General features: G+C 33.4%; 35 protein-coding genes. 5 read left to right on the forward strand and 30 right to left on the reverse strand.

Going from position 1 to position 25595, the window contains the following annotated elements; translation table 11 throughout:
- The first annotated feature begins 306 nt into the window (after positions 1 to 306).
- Positions 307 to 657 carry a hypothetical protein gene (locus NYE61_RS08435; protein ID WP_303447676.1) on the forward strand — a complete coding sequence of 117 codons (351 nt, stop codon included), beginning with the start codon at positions 307 to 309 and terminating at the stop codon, positions 655 to 657.
- Between the two features lie 219 nt (positions 658 to 876).
- Here NYE61_RS08435 and NYE61_RS08440 read toward each other — a convergent pair whose 3' ends face one another.
- Entirely contained in the window at positions 877 to 1308 is a 432-nt protein-coding gene (locus NYE61_RS08440; RefSeq protein ID WP_303447677.1) for a hypothetical protein, read from the reverse strand.
- 273 nt (positions 1309 to 1581) lie between these two features.
- On the opposite strand from NYE61_RS08440, the gene NYE61_RS08445 reads away from it, so the two are divergent.
- Complete coding sequence (locus NYE61_RS08445; RefSeq protein WP_303447679.1) at positions 1582 to 2055, forward strand: hypothetical protein; 474 nt, start codon at positions 1582 to 1584, stop codon at positions 2053 to 2055.
- 77 nt (positions 2056 to 2132) lie between these two features.
- On the opposite strand, the gene NYE61_RS08450 is transcribed toward NYE61_RS08445, so the two are convergent.
- From NYE61_RS08450 to NYE61_RS08500, 11 genes are all read right to left on the reverse strand, one after another.
- On the reverse strand, positions 2133 to 2921 hold the full coding sequence (locus NYE61_RS08450; RefSeq protein ID WP_303447680.1) for a GNAT family N-acetyltransferase: 789 nt from the start codon (positions 2919 to 2921) through the stop codon (positions 2133 to 2135).
- A gap of 108 nt (positions 2922 to 3029) precedes the next feature.
- Complete coding sequence (locus NYE61_RS08455) at positions 3030 to 3686, reverse strand: HAD family hydrolase (protein ID WP_303447681.1); 657 nt, start codon at positions 3684 to 3686, stop codon at positions 3030 to 3032.
- Positions 3687 to 3788: 102 nt separating this feature from the next.
- Complete coding sequence (locus tag NYE61_RS08460; RefSeq protein WP_303447682.1) at positions 3789 to 4499, reverse strand: hypothetical protein; 711 nt, start codon at positions 4497 to 4499, stop codon at positions 3789 to 3791.
- A 254-nt stretch (positions 4500 to 4753) separates the two neighbouring features.
- Positions 4754 to 6037: a histidine--tRNA ligase gene (locus NYE61_RS08465; protein ID WP_303447683.1), complete on the reverse strand. Its 1284-nt coding sequence runs from the start codon at positions 6035 to 6037 to the stop codon at positions 4754 to 4756.
- A gap of 299 nt (positions 6038 to 6336) precedes the next feature.
- A complete protein-coding gene (locus tag NYE61_RS08470) occupies positions 6337 to 7125 on the reverse strand; it encodes a lipid II flippase Amj family protein (RefSeq protein ID WP_303447866.1) in 789 nt (262 codons plus the stop codon).
- A gap of 226 nt (positions 7126 to 7351) precedes the next feature.
- Entirely contained in the window at positions 7352 to 7837 is a 486-nt protein-coding gene (locus tag NYE61_RS08475) for a diadenosine tetraphosphate hydrolase (RefSeq protein WP_303447684.1), read from the reverse strand.
- A gap of 43 nt (positions 7838 to 7880) precedes the next feature.
- Positions 7881 to 8495 (reverse strand): alpha/beta fold hydrolase, encoded by a 615-nt coding sequence (locus NYE61_RS08480; protein WP_303447685.1) that lies wholly within the window; start codon positions 8493 to 8495, stop codon positions 7881 to 7883.
- 62 nt (positions 8496 to 8557) lie between these two features.
- Complete coding sequence (fosM, locus tag NYE61_RS08485; RefSeq protein ID WP_303447686.1) at positions 8558 to 8980, reverse strand: FosM family fosfomycin resistance protein; 423 nt, start codon at positions 8978 to 8980, stop codon at positions 8558 to 8560.
- A gap of 33 nt (positions 8981 to 9013) precedes the next feature.
- The gene (locus NYE61_RS08490) at positions 9014 to 9712 is read right to left on the reverse strand and encodes a DJ-1/PfpI family protein (protein WP_303447687.1); all 699 of its coding nucleotides are present in this window, start codon (positions 9710 to 9712) and stop codon (positions 9014 to 9016) included.
- Between the two features lie 238 nt (positions 9713 to 9950).
- Entirely contained in the window at positions 9951 to 10649 is a 699-nt protein-coding gene (locus NYE61_RS08495; RefSeq protein ID WP_303447688.1) for a peptidase E, read from the reverse strand.
- 116 nt (positions 10650 to 10765) lie between these two features.
- Entirely contained in the window at positions 10766 to 11530 is a 765-nt protein-coding gene (locus tag NYE61_RS08500; protein ID WP_303447689.1) for a class I SAM-dependent methyltransferase, read from the reverse strand.
- Between the two features lie 174 nt (positions 11531 to 11704).
- On the opposite strand from NYE61_RS08500, the gene NYE61_RS08505 reads away from it, so the two are divergent.
- Entirely contained in the window at positions 11705 to 12160 is a 456-nt protein-coding gene (locus tag NYE61_RS08505; RefSeq protein WP_095312774.1) for a YfmQ family protein, read from the forward strand.
- Between the two features lie 214 nt (positions 12161 to 12374).
- Here the strand turns inward: NYE61_RS08505 and NYE61_RS08510 are convergent, their stop codons facing one another.
- From NYE61_RS08510 to NYE61_RS08575, 14 genes are all read right to left on the reverse strand, one after another.
- On the reverse strand, positions 12375 to 12761 hold the full coding sequence (locus NYE61_RS08510) for a MaoC family dehydratase N-terminal domain-containing protein (protein WP_095312772.1): 387 nt from the start codon (positions 12759 to 12761) through the stop codon (positions 12375 to 12377).
- 66 nt (positions 12762 to 12827) lie between these two features.
- On the reverse strand, positions 12828 to 13292 hold the full coding sequence (locus NYE61_RS08515; protein WP_251659632.1) for a hypothetical protein: 465 nt from the start codon (positions 13290 to 13292) through the stop codon (positions 12828 to 12830).
- Between the two features lie 45 nt (positions 13293 to 13337).
- Positions 13338 to 13790: an MBL fold metallo-hydrolase gene (locus NYE61_RS08520; protein WP_251659631.1), complete on the reverse strand. Its 453-nt coding sequence runs from the start codon at positions 13788 to 13790 to the stop codon at positions 13338 to 13340.
- Positions 13791 to 13833: 43 nt separating this feature from the next.
- Complete coding sequence (locus NYE61_RS08525; RefSeq protein WP_251659630.1) at positions 13834 to 14610, reverse strand: AraC family transcriptional regulator; 777 nt, start codon at positions 14608 to 14610, stop codon at positions 13834 to 13836.
- 24 nt (positions 14611 to 14634) lie between these two features.
- Positions 14635 to 15210: a LysE family transporter gene (locus NYE61_RS08530; protein ID WP_303447691.1), complete on the reverse strand. Its 576-nt coding sequence runs from the start codon at positions 15208 to 15210 to the stop codon at positions 14635 to 14637.
- Positions 15211 to 15491: 281 nt separating this feature from the next.
- Positions 15492 to 16073, reverse strand: a complete 582-nt coding sequence (locus NYE61_RS08535; protein WP_303447692.1) for a DUF4256 domain-containing protein — start codon at positions 16071 to 16073, stop codon at positions 15492 to 15494.
- 141 nt (positions 16074 to 16214) lie between these two features.
- A complete protein-coding gene (locus NYE61_RS08540; RefSeq protein ID WP_251659627.1) occupies positions 16215 to 16433 on the reverse strand; it encodes a hypothetical protein in 219 nt (72 codons plus the stop codon).
- Between the two features lie 40 nt (positions 16434 to 16473).
- On the reverse strand, positions 16474 to 16971 hold the full coding sequence (locus tag NYE61_RS08545; RefSeq protein ID WP_251659626.1) for a GNAT family N-acetyltransferase: 498 nt from the start codon (positions 16969 to 16971) through the stop codon (positions 16474 to 16476).
- Positions 16972 to 17032: 61 nt separating this feature from the next.
- The gene (locus NYE61_RS08550) at positions 17033 to 17260 is read right to left on the reverse strand and encodes a hypothetical protein (protein WP_303447693.1); all 228 of its coding nucleotides are present in this window, start codon (positions 17258 to 17260) and stop codon (positions 17033 to 17035) included.
- A gap of 24 nt (positions 17261 to 17284) precedes the next feature.
- Positions 17285 to 17974, reverse strand: coding sequence for a hypothetical protein (locus NYE61_RS08555; RefSeq protein WP_303447694.1), 690 nt, complete (start codon positions 17972 to 17974; stop codon positions 17285 to 17287).
- A gap of 204 nt (positions 17975 to 18178) precedes the next feature.
- A complete protein-coding gene (locus tag NYE61_RS08560; protein WP_303447695.1) occupies positions 18179 to 18370 on the reverse strand; it encodes a hypothetical protein in 192 nt (63 codons plus the stop codon).
- A 54-nt stretch (positions 18371 to 18424) separates the two neighbouring features.
- Positions 18425 to 18886: a GNAT family N-acetyltransferase gene (locus NYE61_RS08565; protein WP_303447696.1), complete on the reverse strand. Its 462-nt coding sequence runs from the start codon at positions 18884 to 18886 to the stop codon at positions 18425 to 18427.
- A 247-nt stretch (positions 18887 to 19133) separates the two neighbouring features.
- Complete coding sequence (locus NYE61_RS08570; protein ID WP_303447697.1) at positions 19134 to 19484, reverse strand: recombinase family protein; 351 nt, start codon at positions 19482 to 19484, stop codon at positions 19134 to 19136.
- A 148-nt stretch (positions 19485 to 19632) separates the two neighbouring features.
- A complete protein-coding gene (locus NYE61_RS08575) occupies positions 19633 to 20250 on the reverse strand; it encodes a LysE family transporter (protein WP_303447868.1) in 618 nt (205 codons plus the stop codon).
- 129 nt (positions 20251 to 20379) lie between these two features.
- Here NYE61_RS08575 and NYE61_RS08580 point away from each other — a divergent pair, with 129 nt between their 5' ends.
- Positions 20380 to 21831 (forward strand): PLP-dependent aminotransferase family protein, encoded by a 1452-nt coding sequence (locus NYE61_RS08580; RefSeq protein ID WP_303447698.1) that lies wholly within the window; start codon positions 20380 to 20382, stop codon positions 21829 to 21831.
- A 129-nt stretch (positions 21832 to 21960) separates the two neighbouring features.
- On the opposite strand, the gene NYE61_RS08585 is transcribed toward NYE61_RS08580, so the two are convergent.
- Positions 21961 to 22479, reverse strand: coding sequence for a GNAT family N-acetyltransferase (locus NYE61_RS08585; RefSeq protein WP_303447699.1), 519 nt, complete (start codon positions 22477 to 22479; stop codon positions 21961 to 21963).
- 22 nt (positions 22480 to 22501) lie between these two features.
- Positions 22502 to 22954: a MarR family transcriptional regulator gene (locus NYE61_RS08590; RefSeq protein ID WP_303447700.1), complete on the reverse strand. Its 453-nt coding sequence runs from the start codon at positions 22952 to 22954 to the stop codon at positions 22502 to 22504.
- 204 nt (positions 22955 to 23158) lie between these two features.
- On the opposite strand from NYE61_RS08590, the gene NYE61_RS08595 reads away from it, so the two are divergent.
- Positions 23159 to 23362 (forward strand): hypothetical protein, encoded by a 204-nt coding sequence (locus NYE61_RS08595; protein WP_303447701.1) that lies wholly within the window; start codon positions 23159 to 23161, stop codon positions 23360 to 23362.
- A 144-nt stretch (positions 23363 to 23506) separates the two neighbouring features.
- Here the strand turns inward: NYE61_RS08595 and NYE61_RS08600 are convergent, their stop codons facing one another.
- Entirely contained in the window at positions 23507 to 24337 is an 831-nt protein-coding gene (locus tag NYE61_RS08600; protein ID WP_303447702.1) for a dihydrodipicolinate synthase family protein, read from the reverse strand.
- 324 nt (positions 24338 to 24661) lie between these two features.
- Positions 24662 to 25165 carry a GNAT family N-acetyltransferase gene (locus NYE61_RS08605; protein WP_303447703.1) on the reverse strand — a complete coding sequence of 168 codons (504 nt, stop codon included), beginning with the start codon at positions 25163 to 25165 and terminating at the stop codon, positions 24662 to 24664.
- Positions 25166 to 25595 lie beyond the last annotated feature (430 nt).

Raw genomic sequence — 25595 nt, forward strand, 5'->3', positions numbered from 1 at the left:
TCATAAATTCTATTGGCCTGTATTGTTTGAAAATCTTCCAATTAATTTTAAGTCTGAACGATCAGCACCAAATTTTTTTGCACCCTCTAATAGAATATTGTTATTTATAATGATCACCACCTGTATTTGTTTACGAATTGATAATTCATTAAGTTTCACATTATACAGAAAATATAGATGGATTCTTATTGTAACAAGCTTGAAAGGCGGAAGCTAATTATTCTACTATCTTTATTCACTTGGAATAAAATTTTAATCTGCATATTTACTTTGAATGTAGGAGAATTTAAAGTCAGGAGGGATTCTATGGATCATGAATTTTTATCTGTTGAAGAGTTTAATGTATTGCTTCAACAGTGGAGCGGAAGAACAATTAAAATTACCAAGCACGAATTAGATGATGTCGATCAAACAGTATTGAATCTGCAAAATATTTCCTATGACCAAAACTTGCGCAGAATCGATGACTACGTACCGAAACATAGCTTACTTTTACATGGAGATGGCCAAATAGAAACACTGACTACTATGAGTAATGTATCACTCCCATCACCGAATTATGAAATCCCCCTGCAGGATGACTCCCTCTATGAATTTAATGGGGAGACATTTGTTCTTACAACGAATCGTGGAGTTTATAAGATTGAGTTGGCATAAAAGGGCTCGGAATTAGCCCTTTTGTGTCTGTTGTTCAATAACTTCACTTTGACAAAGCTTCAATCCGAAATCCACTTGGAGCTTCAACATAAAATGATTTTAAAATCATACATTCCCCTCAATCAAATTGCTTCTGGCTTTAATCCTTTTTTAATTAAGGCTTTGTTAAACTTTAAGGAAAGCCTTTGAGAGCAAGGTTTATCCTACTAAAATCCCATTTTAATTTAGGTATTTATCAAGTTTTACAACATAGTCTATTGCTTTGAGCTCATTGTTTAAACCATATAAATATTCCTTAACAGCTTCCACTAATTTCGCAGTAGTTATGAATTCTTTAGACTCAAAATCCTGCCAGATTGAAAAAATATGCCAATTGTCCTTAGCTACATGAAGAAAGTTAAGAATTACCTCATCGTGATCAATTGTCTCATAATTCATATTTACTCTATATCCTTTTTGTACTTGTTGGATCCACTCTCCCAATTGAATTCCCAGCTCCGCAAGATTGATGTATGGGTCGTAGAAAAATACTCTTTCATTTAGCGAAATCTTTAACTCGCCCTCAATAAATCCAATGTCGTAAGAAGAATATTGTGATTCAGTTTCATTTGGTTTAACAGTGTTTAAAATAAATGATAACTTAATGTCCATAAAATCACCCTGTCGTTATACTTTCTATTAAGGTTAATCACATTCTTAGAAAATGAATTAAACGTTGAAGTCTGAGTGGTGTAACCTCCACCAATTGTAATTAATTAAATTAGAATTAGTATCCATAATTTCTTTTTCATTTCTCAGTATCCTTCATCGCCTTTACCAAATTTCCCCTTAAATCTATGTTATATTAAAAATAGAATTTTTGGAATGATTTAAACTATTTCTTTAAGATAAAGGAACGGTTGTAATGAAAGGGGGATTCCGATAGTGAAAAAGGTTTTATTTAGTTTAGTTCCTTTGCTTTTCATTTTATTTGCATGTCAGGATCAGCAATTGGAAACGAATTATTATTTATCCCTGTTGGGCGATAGTGAGACTTGGAGATTGTCTGGTTATGAAATAATATTAACCCCAGATGAAATAAAGGTCGGAAATGGAAAGCTGATAATGAAGGAAGAAAATAAATATATTACAGATTCCTTTAGCTTTGATACATATGCGGTTATTAATGGCGTAGATCATAAAATTCATGCTGGCTCAGTCTCTGGACGCGCAGATATTAAAGAGCAAACGACCGGAACATTAGAAGGTGGCGCCCCCATTGATTTCGATGAATTAAGTGGTGTTTATATGATAATTGAGTGGTGGGATCCTAATGAAAGTGATAATGTTCAAGAGCGAATTAATTTATATCAAAAGCCGGAGATTGATGAAACGTTTTTAAATGAAGAATCCCTTTAAGAGAAATGGAGAGTTATCTGGAAATCGTCCATTTCTCTCAGATTAATCTATGATTTTGTCTCACCGATATATTTATATTATTTTCGAACAAATATTGAATACTCAACTGGATTAACAAACCCTAACTTAGCAGCCAATTTTATAGAGCTAATATTTTCCACATCACAGTCCCATCTAGGTGTTAGCCTTTTTTCCAAACATTTATCGATAAATGACATTCCTAAAATAAAAGCGAAACTTTTACCAGTATATTGACTCTGTGTCACGATATCAATTTCTACAAAAGATTGACTGGTAAAGATAGAAGTACACTCACTTACTACTTCCCGATCATTATTTATTACACAAAAACCGAATCCATATTTCAGGAAGTTTGGTATGCCATTCCAATACTGATCATAATAACTTTCATTAAAACTAGAACTCATTTCAATGGTCTTTTGGCTAATTTCTCTGATCGTAAATCCACTAGGTAACTGCTTTTTCTTAACCGGGTAATTTCTTGGATTATATTCAAATGAACTTCTTTTCATTTGAATTATTTCTTCTTTGAGAAGGTTATATATGACCCTGTCCCAATTTCCTGTGGCTGAAAACAACGTGAATCTAGCACTTTCCCTAGTATGCTGTTTGTACAAAGCGAAAAATGCATCATTAAATGTAGGGTTGCATTCATTACCAGCAATAAAATATACACCATTTCTAGTGCCAATTAAAACTGTTCTCGGTTGAATTTGATCATCTGCATACACAATTCCAGGGATTATGTTTTCCGCAACAGAATAAGCAAATGTTGGACACCTTCTCGAATTCTCTATTAACACAGGTAGAACGCGATGATATTCTGTCTCTTTTAACACTTTCATCTCGAACAAATCCTTTACTTAGGTTTAGCCCTATTACCATATAAGGAAAGAAGAACAAGTAGCTTATCTATACGTGTTCTTCTATTATATAGAATTACAGCCGGAATCTTAGATTAATTTAGCTAAAACCTCTTTTAGTTCAATTAAATCATCGATAACAAAGTCAGCCTTGGCCAATTCATCTTCTTGCGCAAAATCAAAATTACAACCAATTGCAACTAAACCATTGTCTTTCGCTGCTTTTATATCTGATAGACGATCTCCTACTACTGCTGCATTGGTAATACCATATTTTTTTACAATATCTTGCACTAAGTCGGACTTATTCAATGATTTTATTTGTTGTATACTAAATGTTTCGGTAACCCAATTATCCAAATGATAATACCTTACAATCGCATTTAAATATTCCTTTAAACCATTGCTCGCTATAAAAACGGACCAATTATTCTTCGTTAAATAACTGAAGACTTCTTTAACATTAGGATATAAAGCACCTTTACTATTATTTATATTTTCGATTAAACTTTCCAAGAAATAAACATTCGTTTGTTCTCTTACATCTATAGAATGATCAGGCAGCAGTGTTTCCCATACTTTAGGTAATGGGACGCCCATAATTTCCCGATATTTTTCAATGGGGGTTTCCCCTTCCCATTTACCTTGCGTTCGCAAATAGTTAAACGTGTCGTCAAGAGATAACTCTAATATTCTATCTGTTTGAAAGAGTGTGCCGTCCATATCAAAGATTAGTGCTTTCTGCATATTTTCCCTCTCCAATTACAATTACTGATTAATTTTTTTAAGGTGATCATAATAGCAAATACAAATAAATCCATACTTTTAAACAATTATGCTTTACATTAATCAATGAATATTTAATAATTCAATTAAATCTATGACTTCCTCATCCATACCTGGTTCAATATACACTAACTCCGTATTCTCAATAATATTCTCCATTTCTGCTATAACATCATTCTTATCTAAATCATCAGGTGGCGAGAATCCACCGTACCAACGTAATGGGACGTTATATATATTAATCGTGCCGTCTCCATTACCACTATATGTTACTGATCCATCAACTAAGCGAGAGCCGCTAAGCTGGATAACATCCTCTGGATATTTAACGTCGGTATTATCATCAGGATTCAGTGGTTCGCCAGCTGGAATATGTAAAACATTCAATTCATCTATTTCTTGATTTGGACCAAGCTGTAACCAAACTCGAGCATATTCGATTTCCTCTGAAGAATATGTCGACAATGAATTTTCTTCTTCATTGCCTGTTGCAATAGTTGATTCTTCATTTTTAGTTTCTTCTGAAGGTGTTTCAATTGAATCATTCCTTATGGTCTCTTCTGATTCTGCAGACGGCTCTCCATTCTTTGAATTTTCTTCTACTTGATTATTTTCTTTTGGCTCCTCAGTTTCTTTTACTGGTTCTGAAGCCAAAGCATCCTCATTAGTACCTGCGTCTGCTTCTTCGCGCGCACTGTCAGAACACCCAACAAGTAATAGTACCAGCATTAGTAGAGCTACATTGTAATAAAAAATCTTTGTTCCCCTCTTCATTCGATCATTCCTTTCTGCATCTCAACCTTACAAGGGTACAACCTTCTTCATAAAATATTATATATCTCTATCTTTATAAACGCGAAGTTGTTGCCTAAATGAAAAGATTCTAGTGAACCTGACTCTGATTTAAACTTTAAACTATCTACCTTTTCAATTTAAATGAACGCAAGAAATGATTGGAGTATGAAAAAAACAAATAAACCATTCGTCTAGAAAATATCCCCTTTCTTTCAAAACAATTATCCTTTAATTCACCTAAACAAATAGGTATCAATATTTTCATCTCCAGTAATCATATCTTTAATTTTAATCTGATTGTTTTTCACTTCATCTTCCCCAATAATAACGACGTTACGAATCTTTTCTTTGTTTGCTTTATTAAGTGCCTTTCCTAGTTTCTTGTTACTCATTTCATATTCGACTGAAAATCCCTTCTTTCTTAAATCCTTTGCTACCATTAATGATTCTTTTGGAGTGCCCAATGGAACGATATAATAATCTACATCCTGACTGACTTCTAAACGCTTCTCGGAATTACGTATTGCCGTGTAAATTACATCTAAGCCAAATGATATTCCTACCGTTGAGTAGTTTTCATTTGTCCCTAGCAAACCACCAATTGCATTATCGTACCTTCCACCACTGCCAATGCTTGATTTAATAGTTTGATCTGATAAAAACATTTCATAAATGGTACCTGTGTAGATTTCCAAGCCTCTTGCTAAAAAAGGATTAAATACACATTGGTTATCAACACTTAGATAGTCAAGATAGGAAGCTAGCTCTTTTAATTCATTTAACCCTTCCCGTACCTGTTCATTTTGGTTAGCGTAAGTTTCAAAATAGTTAAAGGTAATATTATTCTCATCCCTCAAGAATTTCCGAATGGATGCTATCGTTGAATTTGCTAATCCTTGTTCACTTAGCTCAGTGATAACAGCTTCTAATCCGATCTTTTCTAACTTATCAAGTATTAACACTGCTTTATTGCGTTTTTCACTTTCTACACCAAATACTTCAAGCATTCCTGTGAGCAATTTTCGATTGTTATATTGTATAGTTACCTTTAAATCAAGCTTACTGAATGCATCAAGAGCCATCACCATTAATTCTGCCTCAGCTATTTGTGACTCAACACCTACAATATCAACATCACATTGCGTGAATTCCCGAAGCCTCCCTGTTTTGATTGGCCCATCTCGAAATACTTTCCCAATTTCATAGCGTTTAAAAGGCATCCTCAATGTGGGGTTCATTGCAACAACCTTTGCAAACGGAATAGTGAGATCATACCGCAATGCTAAATCCCTCTCCCCTCTATCCGTTAATGTATACATTTCCTCTAATATCTCTGCTCCCCCACCATATTTAGAAGCTAATAATTCCGTGTAATTTAATATTGGGGTTTCCAGCGGTTTACATCCATATTGAATAAAGACGTCTTCTAATGTTCTTCTAATATTCCGACGTACAACCTCCGCATTCGACAAATAATCCTGTGTACCTTTTACATTTTGATAATCCATTTTTTTCATGACGCTAACCTCCAAATTTTTATAAAATAAAAAACCGCACTTGATTGAAGTGTAAACTTAATCAAATACGGTTAATGATAAATAGCCTTCCTATTTGCGATTTTTTAAAATCCAATAGCAAGGCTAATTGATATGATGATGTAATTGTGTGAACGAAAGCTTGAACGGAAGCATTTTTACTCACCTCAAAATTTCATTTATTATATCGTGATATTGATTTTATTTCAACCATTATTTCTTATACTTTTCACATAGGTCCACTTATCAGATTTGATATTCTTATATATGTACTTTCCTAACTATACAATAAACTGAGTAAACCATGCTACATACTTCGCACCTGGTATGAACAATAACTGTGCTAAAAGTGTACCCAATAAACGTGATGTCACCATCATTATAGATGCGTTTTTTAAATTAATATAGCTTCCTTTTTTGTTGATCACATCATCTGCAAGGATTGAAATCTTAGGGTCAATAAAAACAATTAGTAAGATAGTTGCCACCCCATTAATTAAACCTGAAGCCATTACAGCCGTAGTTTCCCGCTCAGGTGCAAGCAATGCAGCATATAATGCAGATAATACACCGATTGTATAGATTGCGGTAATCAACATATTAATACAGAATAACTTAATCGGTATATCTCGCCAGTTCATATCTTTCAAATATGTATACCTAGGTAAATGAATATGTTTTTTTGCACGTTTTAAGTAAGGTAATGTAAATCCCTTTCTCATTAACGTCGGGATAGAACCGCGTTCCTCTGCTAAATGAATGATTGCCCGCGAAAAAATAGCAATAAATGTCGGCAATAAAAGTACACCGATAATGGTTCCTACTGTGGCAGAACCAATTAAAATCCGATATTGACTAGCAACGAATTCTAAAGCATTTTCTTTTGGAGCATTATCTATCAAGCTCCCTGTGAAAGGCTGCTGCATCATATTAGCCAACCTCGAAACCATCACCATTACATTAAACAAGGAAAGAGCCGATGCTAATAGTCTTACTCTTGCTCCTGACAAGCGCACTGAATATGCTAAAGTTTCGATTGAATGAATGATTAGGGTAAACAATGCTATCATTATTAATTGTGTTGTAAAATATTCCAAGACATTACCTACTTCATTTTATTTGTTTGAAAGAAAAATCCCGATATCTTCGTATTTGATTTCTCTATTAACTTTACAATACTTTCAATTTTAACATTAAACTCACTAAGTTCAGCTAAAAAAACATACTGATTTTAATGAAAAACTATCCACCTACTACAACAATCTGTTTCTAAATTAGAAAGGGTAAACTAAAGTATCACTTATTTAATTCCTTAGCTAAAGAATCAATAGCATCCAATACTTCTTGAATATTTTCTTTCGTATTCATTTTGTTACGGGCGTATAGAAGTACGGGTCTAACTGATTCAACCGAGCGACCAAATTCGTACATCCAATCAAATCTCGGAACCATCCACGTATGAAAATGATGTGTTGTATCTTCATTGTAGAAATAATAAACGTACTCAATTCCTAAAACATCTCTCTGAGCTTTTCTTATCTTTGACAGAAGCTGGATGTAATCTATTTTTTCTATCTCTGTTAGTTCATCAAAACATTTGATATGCCGTTTAGAAGCTAAAATTATAAGTCCCTTAATAGGATAAGCAACATCTTGATGCGCGTGAAAATACTCCGTTTCAAATACAATACCACCATCTGGTTCAATCAAATTACTTGTTATTGCACAACTTAAACAGGCAACCTCAACCGTTTTTCCATTTGATAACGTTATTTTTCTCACAGACTTATCCTCCTAGTGAATGCTCCACGGGATATTCTAGTACTTAATAATTGTTAATTATACTTCTAAGTGAATGAACGATTACTTCTGGTCTATCCAGATTTATTTGAAAGTCAATTAGCAATTGTTGAATATAGATAGGGAGATGCTTCTGCTTTTCAGTAAGAGAAGGGTTTATTACTTTTCTTAATTCTTCCTGTTCCATAATAGAATAGGAAGAACATTTTTCCATCCACTTTTCATCTGTTCCCTCTTCATCTAAAACAGGCAAATTTAAGTCGTCTAATTCTTTCAAATCAACAGAAGTTGAATCTACTAATACTAATCCCTTAACTTTATCAGGATACTCAATTGCAAAATGCTGAGCGCATAGCCCACCATATGAGTGACCAACCAAAATGACAGGTTCATAGATTTTGAGCTGAGATATGATTTCAGTTAGATCATTCACTACGGCCTGTGTATTACGAATTTCATTACCAATTTCACTTTGACCAAGACCAGGTCTATGAAACATTATGATTCTGTTTGATCTACTTATTGATTCTGTTACCTCATACCATTCATAAAAAGAACAACCCATTCCAATAAGAATAATTATGGGGGTACCTTTATCCCCTTTTTGAAGAATTTCTATCTTGTTATTATTTACTATCAAAAACTTTCTTATATTTCTCCCCCCTAGTTAAAGCTATTTAATCTAAATACCAACCAACCTATTCAATCAAAAAATTCCATATGTGTTTTCTCTTGCTTATAGTAATCCAATCTATCTTGTAATGTCCCTGTATGAAATTCAAATTTATGCCCATCCGGATCCGTAAAATAAATAGACTTTTTATCTCGCTCATCTCTCGGTCGACCTGACAATATATTTACATTTAATCTGTTTAGCTTGTCGTACATCTTATCGAATTCCTGTACTTCAATTGAAAAAGCAATATGTGTGTAAGAGTGGCTTATTTCATTACGGGGGATATCTTTCTCTTGATTGAGAGCAAGCCACATTCCATTTAAGTCAAAGTAGGCAGTGCTTCTCCCCTTTACTAACAGCTTCGCATGGAATACATTTTGATAAAATGCAATAGACTTTTCTAAATTAGAAACGGAAAATAAAAAATGATTTAGACCTTTTATCGACACCTTTATCACTCCCAAAAAATCTATCCGTTTAATCTATTTAATCATTTTAAGAATATCTTTTGAGTTTTTTATCATACCCAGTAATCCAAGTCCTTTTGTTGCATCTTTTGTTAATTTCTTTTCTGCTATTTTTCTAATTCTTTCATCTGCATTCGAGTAATTTCCAGAGTCAACTATCGGCTGTGGGTCATATTCTATCGCAAGTTGAATAGCTTTCGTTTCATCTTCTCCCACAATTTTATTCACTAGATATAACGCCATGTCTATACCTGCGGAGACTCCTGCAGCTGTTATATACTTTCCTTGTTCAACGACTCTCTCTCTAACTGGTGTAACTCCAAAATCCTTTAGAAGATTGATTGGCTTCCAATGTGATGTTGCTTTTAATCCAGTAAGTAAACCTGCTGAAGCCAGTATCATAGAACCCGTACATACAGATGTCGTCCATTTTTTCGTTTTATCTACTTCCTTGATCCATCTCAATACTTTCTCGTTTTTCATTTCCTTAACAAACGCTATCGTTGAACCCGGTATTATTAAAACATCTGCACTTTTCATATCATCGATGCTATATTTCACATTCAGATCGATAAACCCAGAATCAGCCTTTATTTCACCTGTTTTTTCAGCAACAAAGTATACTTCTGCATCCGGCATGTTCCTTAAAACTTCATACGGGCCAATGGCATCAAGCATTGTTATTCCATTATATAAATAGATAATTATTTTCATATCTTCCTCCATTTTTTTAGCTTCGCTACGAAAATACATTTTGCCTTCCCGCTTCTGCAGAATAAACCTTGAAATGTTTTCTCTGAAACCAACATATTAACTTTTACGTTTCAAAGATATTACCATATTAGTTTTACGATCATAGAAATTATAAAATACGTTATAATTCCCAATAAAAATATAATTATATTCGTTCTGTTTATGTACTTTTGCATCTTCTCCTTCTCCAGCCTATTCATCAATGAACACCTAGAAATTTTGTCTTCAATTCTACTTCTTTTATTTCTTCATCAAAGTAAACCTTATAAGCTTTGGCATTGGGTCTTGAACTAACGATTTCACTTAATTTTTGGTCAATATAATGAAGTGCAACCCCATCATCAGTAGCAATACCAGGTTTTATTTTACTTTTAGCTACAAGATTTTGATAAGCAGGTCTTCTATTTAATTCTCCATCATAATGCGGGCAATTGCTGCCCTTTAGGAAACCTAGACAAGTTAATGGCTCAAGACCATCCCCAAATGAATCCGTAACCCCTTCTTCAAACCAACAAATTGAACCAGCACTAATTCCAGCTAATACAACACCTTGTTCCCAAGCCCTTCTTAATATCGTATCTAATCCCCACTCTTTCCATAAAATCAGTAAATTTTTGGTGTTACCGCCACCAACATAAATTATATCGTTCTCTAATATAAAACTTTCCAGGTCTCTTGTTTGCGGTTTAAACAATGAAAGGTGTGATGGTATACATATTTGTTTATTAAAGAAGTTATAATACCTTGATATATAGTTATCCGAGTCTCCACTTGCAGTAGGAATGAAGCAAATCTTTGGATTTATCTTGCCTGATTGCTGAAGCACATATAAATCTAACAATGGATTTTCTGGCTCCATTGAGAACCCACCGCCACCAAGAGCGATCACTTGTCTCATCTGTTTAATTCCCTCCATTCTTTAGGCTTATTTGATTCAGCTCACCTTTTGGCACAATAGTAATGAAGTTTTAGAAACGACAACTCTTTCGTAAGAACACTAATTAATAAAAATTGTTACGCCTTATTAGCAACAGCTTTAAATGTAATTATTTGACTTGATTTAGTTGGATGTTGCCCATACTTATAATCAGCTGATATTATTATATCTTCGAACCCAATTTGTTCCAGAAGTAGTTTAAATTCTTCAATTCCATACCAACGAACTGGAAATCGTTCTAGTTCTGTTTGTAGAAGTTCACCATTACTCCATTTTTCGTACCGATGATGCGATATTGAATATTGGTTTATATAATCAACTTCAACTACTTTATGTTCTAATGTGATAATATAACCATTTTTAGATTCCCAAGTTCTTGTTGAGACTTTGTCAATCTCCAAATCAGTTTGCAAAAAGATATCTAAGATTAGCCTGCCTCCATTAGAAAGATGATTATAAAAATTTTTTAATGCTTGTATTGAATCTTCTCTTCTATGCAATAGCAGAAATGTTCCAGTTGGCACAATAATGGCTTCATACTGTGCATCTAATGAAACTGACTCCATTTTCCCTTTAAATAGTTTTTTAGGGATTACCCCTCTTTTTTCACAGTTAGTACGACATATTTTTAGCATTTCTTCAGAAACATCAAAGCCATCAACATACAACCCCTTTTCTAAAAGTGGAATAAGAATTCTACCAGTCCCTACACCTGGTTCAAGTATGCTGCCCTTACAAGCAGCTAATCTATCGCTATAAAATTCTACATCTCCAAATGAAAGACCTATATATTTGTCTATATCGTAAACTTCTGAAGAAATTTTATTATAGTAACCCAGCATATACTTTTCTCCTTTACTTTTAGCATTTTTAGACTTTACTATTTACTTTCAACTTAAATGTTGAAAGTTTGTCAAACTTAAAATACATTTTTTGTGATAATCTTAATCTATTATCTAAAGTGATCCTATAGGCCGATCAATTAACCATATATTATTTCAAGGAGTTGATATGAATTGATATGGACGACTATTCTCGTTATCGTGATTGGTGCAATTTTAAAATTTTTAACATGTCCCCCAAGTGCACTTGTTGGATGGTTTTTAAGTAAATTCGAACTTCACCCAAAACTTGATTCAAAAGATATTACTGTATCAATTAACGGAAAAGACTTACATATTGAAGAAAAAGATAGATTTACTGACTATTTTAATGAAGCTCTGTTCTTAAATCGTAATCCGATATTCCAAGGAAATGAGAAACTGTTTCTAAATCCAGAAACAGATGTTATTCCATTTGTCATCAACATAAAAGGCAGAAACAAAGAAATGAATTTCTTTGTTTATTGTGACGGTAACGATGACCATATTTTAGTAGTTAAACAACGGAAGAAGAAAGTTGCTTCCTATAATCTTAGATCTGATTATTTACAAAGATTTACTACTTCATACAATAGAATTGAAACAGCTTAAATTTTATTTCTTTGATCTCACCTTGTCTTATTAAATTTTCTATTAAGGACGTAATTGCAAATCTTTATAAACCAAATCCAGTTTATCATATTTTCAAAATATTTATTATCATAAAAATTCCCGGGCTCTTAACAAAAGCCCGGGATTTTATTGGATATGAACACGAAATAGGAAGTGTAATTGAACTAATATAATATTTTGGTTGATGTTTGAACTAATCCCTCGTTAAAATAACTCCTGCAAAATTCCCACCTAATACTTGTTTCTCATTTTGATTCATACATTTGAAAGTTGCCATAATCGACATTCTCTTCGTATCTTTCTTTTCTAGCTTTTCAATCGTTACCGCACAACTTATTGTATCTCCTGTAAAAACAGGTCTGAAAAATTCAAAATTCATGGTGCGAGCCAGTACGTTGTAATCTCCACCAATTTTTGTTGGTAATGTAGCAGTTAGCAGTCCTTGAACGACAAGTCTTCCTAACTCATCGGGATTCGTATGGTGTTTCCCTTCGTCCATCGATATTTTTGTAAATAGTTCAACCTCTTCCTTTGTAAATGTCCGTTCAAATTGAATAATATCTCCAATTTTTAAATTCAATAAAATTCCTCCTAAGTGATTATTTAACAGAAAAATCTGAAAAATATTTTAAATAAAAACCTTAGCTCACCAATCTTTCGGCTTGCTATTCTTATCGATCCATTTCTTTTGCGGAGCCGTATAGGGAGCTGTAGCAATTAAATAATTGTTATGCCAGCTTGCTGCTCCGGATCGAATCATTTCATCTATCAGAACTGGGATAAATTCTTCTGCTTGAAGCTTGAAACTGTAGCGAGCAAAATCTTGAAACCAACCACAATTTAATAAGTAATTATCAACCTCACCTTTTTGCAATCCATTTTCCATCATTAATGTAAATGCAAAGATCCTTTTACAAGCATGCCAAGAAACTTTCTCTGGATCTTTGAGCCACTTTTCAAGTCGTCTCCTTGCTGTATTAATCGAATGAATAGGGTCCTTTATTTGTGGCCCATGCCCGGAATATGCCTGCCTAATATTAAGCTTGGCCACCCGCTCTACACTTTCTAAAGAGCGCTGAATGGATGAAACACCCTCCCTAAAGATGTTCAACCAGCCGACATCATTACTGTGAAAAAGATCCCCACAAATGAATACCTATTCTTCAGGTTCATATAAAGAAATATGTCCCAGCGTGTGTCCTGGTGTATGCAAGACTTTAAAACTTCTGTTTCCTGTACGAATTTCATCGTTATCAGAAAGCTGCAAATCAACTTCGTAAGGTTCTACAGGCTGCTCTAACCATCCAGCACTGCAAGCCTCTGTATCACGAGTATTAATTAAAATTGCTTCCCATTTATGGGCAGCAATTTTCACTCCAAATTTTCTTTGGAGGTGAGAATTTCCTCCTACATGATCACTATGATAATGCGTGTTCACAATCAAATGTAATCCTTCTGGGGAAATGCCTGCATCTTTAATGATTTGCTCTGTTTCTTTTGCCTCACTTCCAAATCCTGTATCAACAAGGATTGGAAATTGATCCTTGATAAGAATCATATTTGCACTTGGGAATTTTCGCTCATAGAAAATAATTTTAGGATGTTTCATAAATTCATCCTCCTGAAATTTAGGTGATGTATAAAGATTCTCCTCATTTTAAATAAGACATATACTCAAATGCTGTTATTCCATATACACTTTTAAAGTGCTTGTTTAAATGCGTTAGATCTACAAAACCACATTCAGCTACTGCCGCATAAATATCTCGTTTTTCATCTATTAACTGCTTAGCACGTTCAATCTTGTAATTCAGAAAGTATTGGTATGGCGTAATTCCAGTATGAGATTTGAACAACCTGATAAACTGAAATTTTGATAGATTTAACTCACTACTAATCGCTTCCAATTTAAGGACTTTTCCCAAGTCCGAATGAAGTATCTCTTTCGCCTTTTTTATTAATTTATGATCTTTCTTAAAATCTGCCGAGAGATCTGTTTGTATTAGACTATCTGTGAGGGAGTAGAATAATTCACTGCACAACGCCTCATCTTTTCCGCTGGATATTGCATTGGCTAGATTTAAGACGCTTTGTTCAAGTTTAAAATCATACACAATGGGAGTCCGGAACAATACGATCTCTTTTTTTCCAGTTACCTCTAAGAGCAATTGTGGATTAATATATAACATGACATAATCAAGACCATTCTCATCATGTGCCATTCCGTCATGTACTTGTTCGGGATTAAAAAGCATAACACCATTCGGATATGATAACTGTAAGCTGCCATCTAAATGATATTGTTGGATGCCACGCAATGTAACACCGATTGCATATTCTTGATGAGCGTGCTTTTTATACTTAAACTCTGTGAAACTAGCTGACAACGCCATGATTCCTGCTGCTTTTTTATATATAAATTTATCCACTTGACTCACCTCTTGTACGCTGTCCTATATCCAGATCATGACTGTAGCATAAACTAGACTTAATGCCATGATTACATGAACAACCTTATTATGCTTTTGTAGAAACTTCTTGAAGATTGCACCAAAAAGAACCCATATAATAAATGCTAATAAACCTATGATCGTTATAACTATAACACTTATCGTTACCGCTGGCATGTCGTTATAATATGGCAAAATAAAGCTGGGAATGACAGTCATTGTAAATAGTACTACTTTTGGATTTAAAAATTGCATCAGAAAACCAGTAGTAAAGGTTCCTGTTTTATTGTCCTTTGTTTCGGATGTATCCATTTTATAAATTTGGTAAGAAAGATATAACATATAAACAGTTCCGATAATCTGCATACCAATTAAAATTTTTGGTATGACCGTTATCAATACCGTATTCAACATAGCTGAAATTCCTAGTAACAATCCAAAAGCAATCGTTGCTCCATACGTATACTCCATTGCTTTTTTGGATCCGTAATTATGTACGGTGGATAAGATGACGATATTCGTAGGCCCTGGGGTCACCGTCACAATAAAGCAGTATATAATAAAAGATGTAATATCCATGATGAAAACTCCTTTTCAAGTGTGTAGTTTTCATATAAATATACATCTAAAGGTTTTATTGGATATAGTATATTATTGCAGGACTATGTTACAAAGTGGAAACTCTTCTGATACACTTGCATTAAAATGTAGACGAGGATTTTCTGATAAAGAAAGGAGAAACACGTTCCTTTTAAATAAGAACATGTTTCTCCTTTCTGGCATTCTGCTCTGCAAGTTCGTTTTTCATTATCGAAAATCCATTTTCGACATACAAAATTGACTTTTGCTACCTGTAAAACCTAGACCCTCAGTGAGCCACGGAATCCCCTTGCACCATAGTAAGAATCTGCACCATTATGATAAACAAAGACAGTGTCGTAACGGCGATCACAAAATAGAGCTCCGCCAAGTTTTCTAATGTTAGCAGGGGTTTGCACCCAACTCGATGTTTTCTTATCGACATCTTCAAGTTTCTGCAGCTCGCGATATTGTTCTTCTGTTAAAAGTTCAATTCCCATGACTGTTGCCATATCCATAGCACTATTTTCTGGTTTGTGCTTTTTCCTAGCCTCCAGTGCCTCACGGTCATAGCAAACACTCCTGCGACCTTTTGGACTTTCCGCTGAACAATCATAAAAAATATACTCATCCGTCTCTTTAACATAACCAACAACATCTGGTTCACCACTGCTTTTTTCCATTTCATTTAGAGACCAAAGCTTTTGGGGATTGGCATCCAGCTTTGCTTGGACATCCTCCCATTCAATCCCTTGATGGCGATGCATGTTTTTCTCAAAACGAGCTTTCAATACGTTGAGTAGGTCTTCACGCTCTTCTGAAGCTATGTCCTTGTTAACGCTGTTTGTATTTTTCTGTGTCATATGTTTCCTCCTAATAGATAGATTCAGTTTACAAATCTATTCTTGTACATTAATTAATGTAATTCATCATTTAGCATCATTGTATCAAACTTTTTATAAATTAGGACCTCTAATTATTTTCATTAGAAACCCTAACTTGTCCTATCTGGATTCCTCTTTTATAGCATTTCTTAATTCAACTGTCCTTATTATCTTTTGACTGTAAAAAGACGAGATTTCTTCTATTAGTTTTTCAATTGTATAGTTTCCATTTCCATTTTTGAAAATATCTATATTAGCATATATTAATTTCAAAAATGCTTTGGCATCTTCCTCTGTTAGATTCTCCACCGCATTTAACGTATCTGTTGTATCTTTCAATTTAAGCCCTCCTAAGTCTCTTAATACACTCAGAAAAGATTTAATTCATATTTTCTTTTAATTTGACCAAGTTATACCAACGCACTCCACCATGCTTTGATTCCGAAACACCATGGTTAGCAAATCCAAGTTTTTCATAAAAAGAAACTAATTCCTGTTTACAGGTTAATGTGATTCCCTCCCTATCATTTTCTTTTACAACCTCTTCCATTTTCTCCATTAATATCTTTGCTATTCCTTGATTCCTTGCATGTTTGGACACCGCTAATCCTAAGATACTCTGATATCCGCCTTTTGTCTGATTTTCCTTAATTTGCTCAAAAAGGTCATCGGTTATATACGGTTGGTGAATAATCGGACCATTAATATAACCAAGTAGCTCTCCTTCTTTTTCCGCCACAATAAACGTATCGGGTATCAGTTGAATCCTCTCGATAAATGCTTTTTTTGTAGCAGCCTCTTCTTTTGAAAAGCCTTCATTCTCAATCTGTAACAGCTGCTCTAAATCTGTCGTTCGCACATTTCTTAATGATATCATCTTGCCTTTAACCTCTTTCCTAACTAGGTACAATAGTTGCTCTGTTAGTAACTTTTCTGGCTTAATATGGGTCGTTTTTCATATAGCTTATCAGGAAACCTCTATCCTCAGGAAAAGATAAATCGATTTTCTTTAAATCTTCTATGTTTTTCCAAGCAATATCATAAATTAAATTATCTGGATCTTGGATTTTTCTTTTCCCGCCAACAATTCTCACTAAAAAGTAATGGACCTCAAACGAAATGTTATTTTCATTATAGCAGCCCTTTTTCTGGTTTATTTCATCCACTACTATCGCTACGTCTATTTATTATTAACCATCTTCATCTATTTCCCAAGTTACGAGAAAGCTTCCTTTGACATCATCCCCCGTTACAACCATACTGTAAACACCAGAATCCTGAACCTCTAATTTCACCTTCTTCTCACTAACTTCTGTCATTCCGATTACATTATTTTTCCCACTCAGGAAATGAAATCCATGTCCACCCCCATTTGTATTTTTAAAATCATGAAAAACGGTAATGGCTTGACCTTCCTTTACATGAAATGGTATTTCATGTTTTCCATTAAAATATTCAAATGTTGCTATATATGTATGATCACTTCTTACCTCAACCCACTGTTCCTTTTCCGTAAAGTCAAAATTCATTAGCATGGTAACAAATAAAGGCGCTATGATCACTGCATATTTAAACGATTGAAAACGGAAAGAATTATAAGCCCCAACATAAAATATGATTGAGCACAACGCTCCGACTGTTCCAGCAATGAGCATTATGACATTTATCTCACGTACGATGAAAAAAGCATAACCTGCAACGACATAGAGCAAGATTTTTACAGAAAAGTGTTTCTTGGAAATCTTATATGTAAGTAAATCAATAATTATGGAACACAAAATGCCGTACACGTAAACAACGAACCATAGAAATCCATGAGATATTTCTTCCACAAACTCATACAAATCAAAACCAGTTGAAATTAATAGATAACCAGACATTACGAGATATAAAAATCCAGCACCTGCTAGCTTTGTAGTCAGGTATAGAAATGCTTTTATTAGGTTTTATTTAAGCAATATTAGAACACCTCCTCTGCAAAAAAACACCTTCATGATGTGAATCTAATGAAGCTAAGCCTATAAACTATAAAGATTTCCTATTTCTTTAAAGACTTAAAATACTCATCTACTTCATTACGGACATTACCCTCTCCATTTAAAAGTAGTTGAAGCACTACCGCTTGATGATAGCCCACAATAAATACCTTTTCTATCTAAGTGCATACATCCAATGTTAGTTATCTTATCTGTTTGAATAATACGAGACATAATAAAATCTGAATTAGATTTTGGAACCTTTTTACCACTATCTTTATTAAAAATATAAAACTTCATGATGACCTCCTAAGGATTCATGATAATTCTATATTGTTGTTTAGAGACAAATTTCTAAGATGATTTTATCGAGTAAACTGCTTGTTCAGCACCAAACCTGATAACCTTGTATTCTAATTGCATTCCTAATTTTTCTAAGAGCTTGCAAGAACTTTTATTAGCTGTTTGTGTTTCAGCAACTATCTTTTTTAGTTTTAAATCATTTAGTGCGAAACGAATAATCAATTGTACTGCTTCTTTCCCATATCCTTTCCCCCACCAATTTGGCAATAGTTGATATGAAACTTCATGAAATATACCATCATGATGCAAACCTAAAGAAACTAAGCCAATAAATTTATCTTTTTGTTTTTCTCTAACCACCCAGTAAAAAGCATTGTCAGGAGGATTCAGCATACTATTTAACGCCCCTGAGATTGATACTTCATCGCGTATACCACCGAGGTATTTTCTTACATCCTCATTCAAAAATAGTTTTTTCACATCGGCATGATCTGTTTTCTTAAAGACATTCATACAACATCTCTCCGTTTCAAACAAATCTATTCACTCCTCCGACTATTTAATTACACATACTATGACTCTAAAAATCTCACTTCTATATTTACTGTCGTTTTCTTTTAAAATAATTCTGTAAAAACCTTACGCTTATTTTATCATAATTATTTGGAAATTAATCTCAAATTAAGACTTCAAATACATCCATTTTGCTGTCCTGAAACCACAAAAATTGCCTTACCACCTAATCTGGCAAGGCAATCGGTTATATAACCTTTTCCCATATATCTTGATTGAACTGAAGTTTCAGTTTGCCATTACGATACAAACTAGGTTGGTTTTCGATTAACATTACCCGTGTTACATACTTTTTTATTCTTGGCATTACATAGTTAAGTCTCGCTTTATCTCTTCCTAGATAATCGAATGAATAAAATGCAACTAAATCAATAGTTTGATCTGTATTCATAAGATATTTAATTAATTCATTTAAGCCAGTACGCATGCGGTTTTGATAGCCAAGGTCTGAAAATTTCTTAACTACTTCAAAATTTTTTTCATGCAAGTGCTTTATAATATCATCCTCTATTTCAGCAACATTACAATTTTCTTCCATAATTCTTTGAGAGTACAATATCGCCTTTTTATAATTATGACTAGACATTGTATACCATCGATCCTTTATTAATCAATTTAGATATAAGTAATTTCCAATTTGATTAATAAATATACGGAATCGATGATTTTAATTATGGTAATCGCTACTACCCACCTATAACTTTAATCCCAATATAAACAGCCATCCCCCATATAATAAATGCTGATACTTGATTGAATCGCTTCACCAATTTGCCAGTTGAATCAACCTTTCCAAAAAGTCTCCCTGCAGTTGCCAATCCGAAGAACCAAATCCAAGAAACACCAATACAAGATATTGTAAAAACCATCAAATCATATCCATTATAAGACAATGAACTGGGCCCGATCACTCCTATGATATCAATAATAGCGTGAGGATTAAGTAATGAAACGGAGGCTGCAAATGTAATCTGGCGCTTCGTAGTAAAATATATATGCTTGTTTTGTTTTTCTCCTTTTTCAATATCGCTTTTTAATATAGACCACCCCATATAAACTAGAAAGAAAAACCCAATTATAAATATCAGATTCGTTAGCCACTCAAAACGAAACACAATTATCGATACACCCGTCACCGCTAAAAGTATTAAAATCGTATCACAAATAGCCGCTGTTAAAATGGCTGGTATTGTTCTTAGAAATCTTTCATGTGTAGTTCCTTGATTAAAAATAAATACATTTTGTACCCCAAGAGGTAAAATTAAACCTAAAGCTAATGCTGCTCCATGAATAAACGCTTCAATCATTACTTATCCTCCTTCTGTCTATGAAAACATTCTAAAGAAAGAATAAAGTGAAGTCTCCAACCAATTGGTTGGAAGTAACACCAACCAATCAGTTATAATAAAAGAAAAACAGGAGCGCATATGGATATGTATAACCTTGAATGGAAACCAAACGAATCTTCAAAAATTCCTTTATATCAACAAATATACGAATTTATGAAAAAGAAAATTATGAATGGAGAGTGGACATTAGGTACAAAAATCCCCCCACAAAGAAGATTAGCTCATGAGTTTAAAGTGAACCGAAGTACCATTGTTACCGCCCTTGACGAATTGACTGCTGATGGGTTAATTGAATCGAAAGTGGGTAGAGGCACCGTAGTGATTAATAATACGTGGAGTATCATTTCCTCTACTTCACCACCTGATTGGAGAAATTATGTAAAATCAGGTACACATCAACCAAATCAATCAATTATACAAGATATCAATAAAGCAGAAATCAGATCCGATATTATTCGTCTCGGAACAGGTGAACTATCACCCGAACTTTTGCCATCTAAGAAGATGAAAAGCGTCTTTCAAAATAATACCGAACAGGCTCTTTCGCTTGGCTATACCGAACCAAAAGGAACTCTGTATTTACGAGAAACGATTTGCAACCATTTGAAAACAAAAGGTATTGAAGTAACTCCACCATCTGTTTTAATTGTTTCTGGTGGACTACAAGCGTTACAGTTAGTCTCTCTAGGTCTATTACATAAAGGTTCTACCATTTTTCATGAAACACCATCTTATTTAACATCTGTCAATGTATTTCAATCTGCTGGAATGAATTTATTCGAAATTCCAATGGATAATGAGGGTGTTGAAACAGATTCATTAGGGAGATTAAAACGACAACATAATGGTACGTTGTTTTATACCATTCCTTCCTTTCACAATCCCACAGGCATTTTAATGTCTAATAATAGAAGAAAACAACTTTTGGATGTTTGTAGTAAAGAAAGGCTACCGATTCTGGAAGATGATGTTTATGGCGATCTTTGGTTTGAGCAACCTATACCAATGCCACTAAAAGCGCAGGATAAACAAGGACTTGTTTTATACATGGGGAGCATGTCCAAAACATTGAGTCCTGGTTTACGAATTGGCTGGCTTGTCGGACCAGAACCAGTAATAGACCGCTTGTCTGATATTAAAATGCAAACCGATTATGGATCTAGTTCATTATCGCAATTTGCTGTTGCCGAATGGCTTGCAAGTGGCTTGTATGATAAACATATTATTCATATAAGAAAAGAGTTGAAAGTCCGCAGAGATTTAACACTTCATATTCTCGATAAATATTTTTCAGAGGTTGCAACCTGGAATAATCCAGAAGGTGGTTTTTATATTTGGCTCAAATTAAATGTGAAAGGACCTATGGATAAATTGTTTAAGAAGGCTTTGAAGGAAGGTATATTACTAAATCCAGGCAATATCTATGATCGGAATGATTCTTCTCATATTCGAATCTCCTATTCGTATGCGACACCTAAGCAACTTGAAGAAGGGCTAATAAAACTTTCACAACTCATTAAGGAAAATAGGGATTAAGGAATTTAAGGGGGATCATTATCACGTTGAATAAATTATGAAATGCATTATCAAACTAATAAAAAAAAGGAGATAAGGGCTCACTCTCCTTTTTTGGTTTTCATTATTTCTATAGTATGTTCATTAACTTTATTGAAGCTTTTTTGCCATTATAAAGTCTACCTGTTCCTCATCACCCATATAAAAAGAGTGTGCTCCAGTTTGAACGAACCCCATTCTCTTATAAAAAGCAAGGGCATTTTCATTTTTTTCCCATACACCTAGCCAGATTTTATTTTTATTGCGTTCCATAGCAATCTCGGTAGCTTTATTTAATAGATATTTACCAAGACCATGCTTTTGGAATTCTTTCTTTATATAAATTCGCTCAATTTCAAAAGATGCATCACCCATCTCTTCAGATTGTCCCTCATCGGTATTGACCTTTAAATAACCAGCGATTTTATTATTATAATAAACGAAAAAGAATTCTGAATCAGTATTGGATAATTCTTTCTCTAATTGTTTTATGCTAAATGCACTATCCAAATAGGATTTCATATTTTCAGGTGAATTTTGATGTTTAAATGTGTCATTAAATGTTTCATAACTAATCTCTTGAAGTGTATGTAACTCTTCAGGGGTGCATTTTGTAAAACTTATAGTCACTTTTTATGTCTCCCTTCATAAATCAATAGTTCCGCTTGTTTCCCTTTTTTACAAGTTCCCAGTCTTTTTCTATATTCTTTCTAACTCTTTGAAGTAAATTCAACATGGTATCTGTTTCACTTTCGGATAGTCCCTCTAATGCAATGCTATTTGAATATTCATTTTCTCTTTTAATAAAAGGATAAATGTTAATCCCTTTCTCGGTTGGGAAAAGCCTTTTAATTTTTTTGTTATGATTATCTTTTTCCTTTTGAATAAAGCCATTAAGTTCAAGTTTTTTTATAGCACGAGCTGCCGATGTTCGATCTACTTTTATCATTTCAGCTAACTTTTCTTGAATGATTCCTGGATTTTCACATATTCGTACAAGATACAAATATTGTCCTTTTGTTAGCTCATATTCTTTAAATTCAATATTACTTATAGAATCTAACGCTCTTGCTATCATTCCAATTTCTCTAAGAATTTCTTTCATAATACGCTCCTTCTCATTTTGTTGCAAATGCAATAAATTGCATGTACTGATTTTAATGATTTTATCTTATAATTGTTGTATTTACAACAAAATCACATCTATTATAGCATCTTAAAATTGTAATCCAACCCTATAATTCTAGAAAAAGATAGTTTAAACTAAACAGACTAAGGGAAATTTTTATTACAATTGGAGTTGAACTTCATGTTAAAGGCAAATGTCATTTTAAAAGAAATTTTACTCTTTATTTTTGGTGTTTTATTTATATTGGGAGTAGCAGGTTTTATAGACTATTTAAGAGAACAGCCGATAAATTGGGGAGATAGACTTTTTAAATGTATCTTAACTGTAGTTTTTATTCGTCTATTTATGTTCATAGGTAGAGTAATAAATAAAAAATATGACTAAATTAATAGAGGAGTTTGGGAAAGAAAATTTAGAAATATATGAGTACCTAAATAGAGATGCAAGCATAGAGCAAACATCTCTTTTGGATTATTTACCGTACTCTTAAGAATTTCCGAAACAGCTGCTGCAGCTCCTTATTCCCATCTAATAAATATTTCCTATTGGGCTCCTGCAAATCCCTATTGGAATACCTTTATGATTTATTATTTTCTTCAGATTTACAATAGCATTTCCTTGAAAAACTTGTTCCATTATATTTTCTATTGTATCGCTTTCTTGTTTGCTTACTTTTTGCTTCATGAGCAGTTTTTGAAACCATTGACTAATTTCTGCCGGGGAAACATTCCCAGCAATAGAAGAAAGACGATCATATCCATGTAATACTTTTTCTTCTACATCCACTTCTCCACCAGCATAAAAATAAAAATCATTTCTATGGATACCATTTTTTATTCGTTCAACTTTTTCTTTATTGCCAGCATCTTTTATGCCAATCACTAAGTCTACCTTACTTAATTGAATAATACTTTTTTCTGATAAATCAAATCCAGTCCTTTTTGGATTGTTATATAAAATTGTAGGTTTATTACTAAGGTGTATAATCCTCTTTGCATAAACGCATGCTTCTTCTTGTGTAGGTAAAACATACGGCGGATACCCAAGCATGATACCAGATATTTTTGTATGACGAATCTTCTCAGCTAATTCCTCTGCCTCTTTCTGTCTAATTGAAGCCACTCCAAATATAATTTCCATATTACCAATAAGTTCTTCTTCCAGTTCTAAAGCATTTATTATTTCAATTTTCTCTTGGAGGCTAAGACTATGCTGTTCTCCAGTACTACCAGAGACAAGAACAGATTTTACTCCTTTTTTAAACAGGTCTCTTATATGGCTGATTGTCCCTTGAATATTTACAGATTCATCTTCAAAAAAAGCTGTTGGCACAGCAATATGGACTTTTTCTGATAGCATTATTTTATCTCCTTTATTCTTTATATCTACTAGATAGTTTAATACCTAATGATTTCATTTCTATAAAAAGAGCAATAATTCCTCTAAATTTAGTCATGGGTATTTGCTATTCAATATATAATTATTATAGAGAGTAGATTTCTTCTTATGGATGAATATTATACTTTATATTCAGTAACCCAATCCCTAACACTAATAGGAATTTATTTTACAACGCCTTGAAAAAGGGTTAAGAAGTTCTTACATCTCCTTAATCCTTATTTCTCATTATAGTGTTTAACAAGCTGCACCCCTGTTATTACACTAATAGTAAACAAACATTGCCTACTTGGTAGCATATACATTTACATCTTTCCCACCTAATATAATTTTTTTATCTATTTCCATTCCTAGTTTTATTGCTACTTTTTGAGAAGTAAAATTATTAGGTTGAATCAATGCGATAAATCGTTGTCTGTCAAATTGTTTATTTCCATATTTTAATAATGCCTTAGCTGATTCTGTTGCGTATCCTTTTCCCCAATATTTACGAGATATCCAATAACCAATTTCGATTTCCTTATTACCATCAATTGTTTGTGGAACTAAACCCGCATGTCCAATTAAAGTATTATCTTCTTTATTAACTAAAACCATTAAACCCATATCTTCACAAAATTCATATGTATTATAAATCCAATTTAAAAAGTCCTTACCACCGTTTCTATCCCTTGTTTTTCCGTTTCCAATGTATCTGACTACTTCAGGATCCGACAGCAAGGACATAAGAAATTCAAAGTCATCATCATTATAGGGACGAAATACCAGTCTTTCAGAGATAATTGCCAATCTCAAAACCTTCTTTCCATTTTAAAATTCTTCTTAAACAGTCCCGCTCCGTTCATATCTATAAAAAAATAATATCATAATAAACAACATTTTAATTGCAAATTTCTGAAATTTACCAGAAAGAAGAGACCATCGATTGATGATCCCGTTCTATCCATTCTTATCCTAATAAAAAGCTACTGTTTACAACTACATTCATATTCTTTGAATTTATACTCTCTGTACAATCTTAACTCTTTAAGGTCACATGTATCTGATTCATAAATCTTTATTAAGGGAGCTACATCCACATTTGCAAATCCCCTTATTTGCTTATCTATATCAATGGACAAATCTAAAGGATATTCGTTCATATCTTGATATAGATTATCATGTTCGCAAACATCATATGTCACTGCAATATAATATCGTGCCATCATATCACTCCAAA

The sequence above is a fragment of the Oceanobacillus sp. FSL W7-1304 genome (genome assembly GCF_037969805.1).
Taxonomy (GTDB): domain Bacteria; phylum Bacillota; class Bacilli; order Bacillales; family Amphibacillaceae; genus Oceanobacillus; species Oceanobacillus profundus.

Coding starts and splice junctions, on each gene's coding strand:
- NYE61_RS08495 (WP_303447688.1), bottom strand. CDS start 10,649: ATGAGACAAGTGATCGCTCTTGGTGGCGGTGGGTTCTCAATGGAGCCA.
- NYE61_RS08470 (WP_303447866.1), bottom strand. CDS start 7,125: ATGATAGCATTGTTTACCCTAATCATTCATTCAATCGAAACTTTAGCA.
- NYE61_RS08590 (WP_303447700.1), bottom strand. CDS start 22,954: ATGAAAGAAATTCTTAGAGAAATTGGAATGATAGCAAGAGCGTTAGAT.
- NYE61_RS08500 (WP_303447689.1), bottom strand. CDS start 11,530: ATGCTGGGTTACTATAATAAAATTTCTTCAGAAGTTTACGATATAGAC.
- NYE61_RS08595 (WP_303447701.1), top strand. CDS start 23,159: ATGTTAAAGGCAAATGTCATTTTAAAAGAAATTTTACTCTTTATTTTT.
- NYE61_RS08520 (WP_251659631.1), bottom strand. CDS start 13,790: ATGAAACATCCTAAAATTATTTTCTATGAGCGAAAATTCCCAAGTGCA.
- NYE61_RS08570 (WP_303447697.1), bottom strand. CDS start 19,484: ATGGAAGAAAATTGTAATGTTGCTGAAATAGAGGATGATATTATAAAG.
- NYE61_RS08435 (WP_303447676.1), top strand. CDS start 307: ATGGATCATGAATTTTTATCTGTTGAAGAGTTTAATGTATTGCTTCAA.
- NYE61_RS08545 (WP_251659626.1), bottom strand. CDS start 16,971: ATGATATCATTAAGAAATGTGCGAACGACAGATTTAGAGCAGCTGTTA.
- NYE61_RS08580 (WP_303447698.1), top strand. CDS start 20,380: ATGTATAACCTTGAATGGAAACCAAACGAATCTTCAAAAATTCCTTTA.
- NYE61_RS08460 (WP_303447682.1), bottom strand. CDS start 4,499: ATGAAGAGGGGAACAAAGATTTTTTATTACAATGTAGCTCTACTAATG.
- NYE61_RS08535 (WP_303447692.1), bottom strand. CDS start 16,073: ATGACACAGAAAAATACAAACAGCGTTAACAAGGACATAGCTTCAGAA.
- NYE61_RS08530 (WP_303447691.1), bottom strand. CDS start 15,210: ATGGATATTACATCTTTTATTATATACTGCTTTATTGTGACGGTGACC.
- NYE61_RS08560 (WP_303447695.1), bottom strand. CDS start 18,370: ATGAAGTTTTATATTTTTAATAAAGATAGTGGTAAAAAGGTTCCAAAA.
- NYE61_RS08490 (WP_303447687.1), bottom strand. CDS start 9,712: ATGAAAATAATTATCTATTTATATAATGGAATAACAATGCTTGATGCC.
- NYE61_RS08440 (WP_303447677.1), bottom strand. CDS start 1,308: ATGGACATTAAGTTATCATTTATTTTAAACACTGTTAAACCAAATGAA.
- NYE61_RS08555 (WP_303447694.1), bottom strand. CDS start 17,974: ATGTCTGGTTATCTATTAATTTCAACTGGTTTTGATTTGTATGAGTTT.
- NYE61_RS08465 (WP_303447683.1), bottom strand. CDS start 6,037: ATGAAAAAAATGGATTATCAAAATGTAAAAGGTACACAGGATTATTTG.
- NYE61_RS08455 (WP_303447681.1), bottom strand. CDS start 3,686: ATGCAGAAAGCACTAATCTTTGATATGGACGGCACACTCTTTCAAACA.
- NYE61_RS08600 (WP_303447702.1), bottom strand. CDS start 24,337: ATGCTATCAGAAAAAGTCCATATTGCTGTGCCAACAGCTTTTTTTGAA.
- NYE61_RS08450 (WP_303447680.1), bottom strand. CDS start 2,921: ATGAAAGTGTTAAAAGAGACAGAATATCATCGCGTTCTACCTGTGTTA.
- NYE61_RS08565 (WP_303447696.1), bottom strand. CDS start 18,886: ATGAATGTCTTTAAGAAAACAGATCATGCCGATGTGAAAAAACTATTT.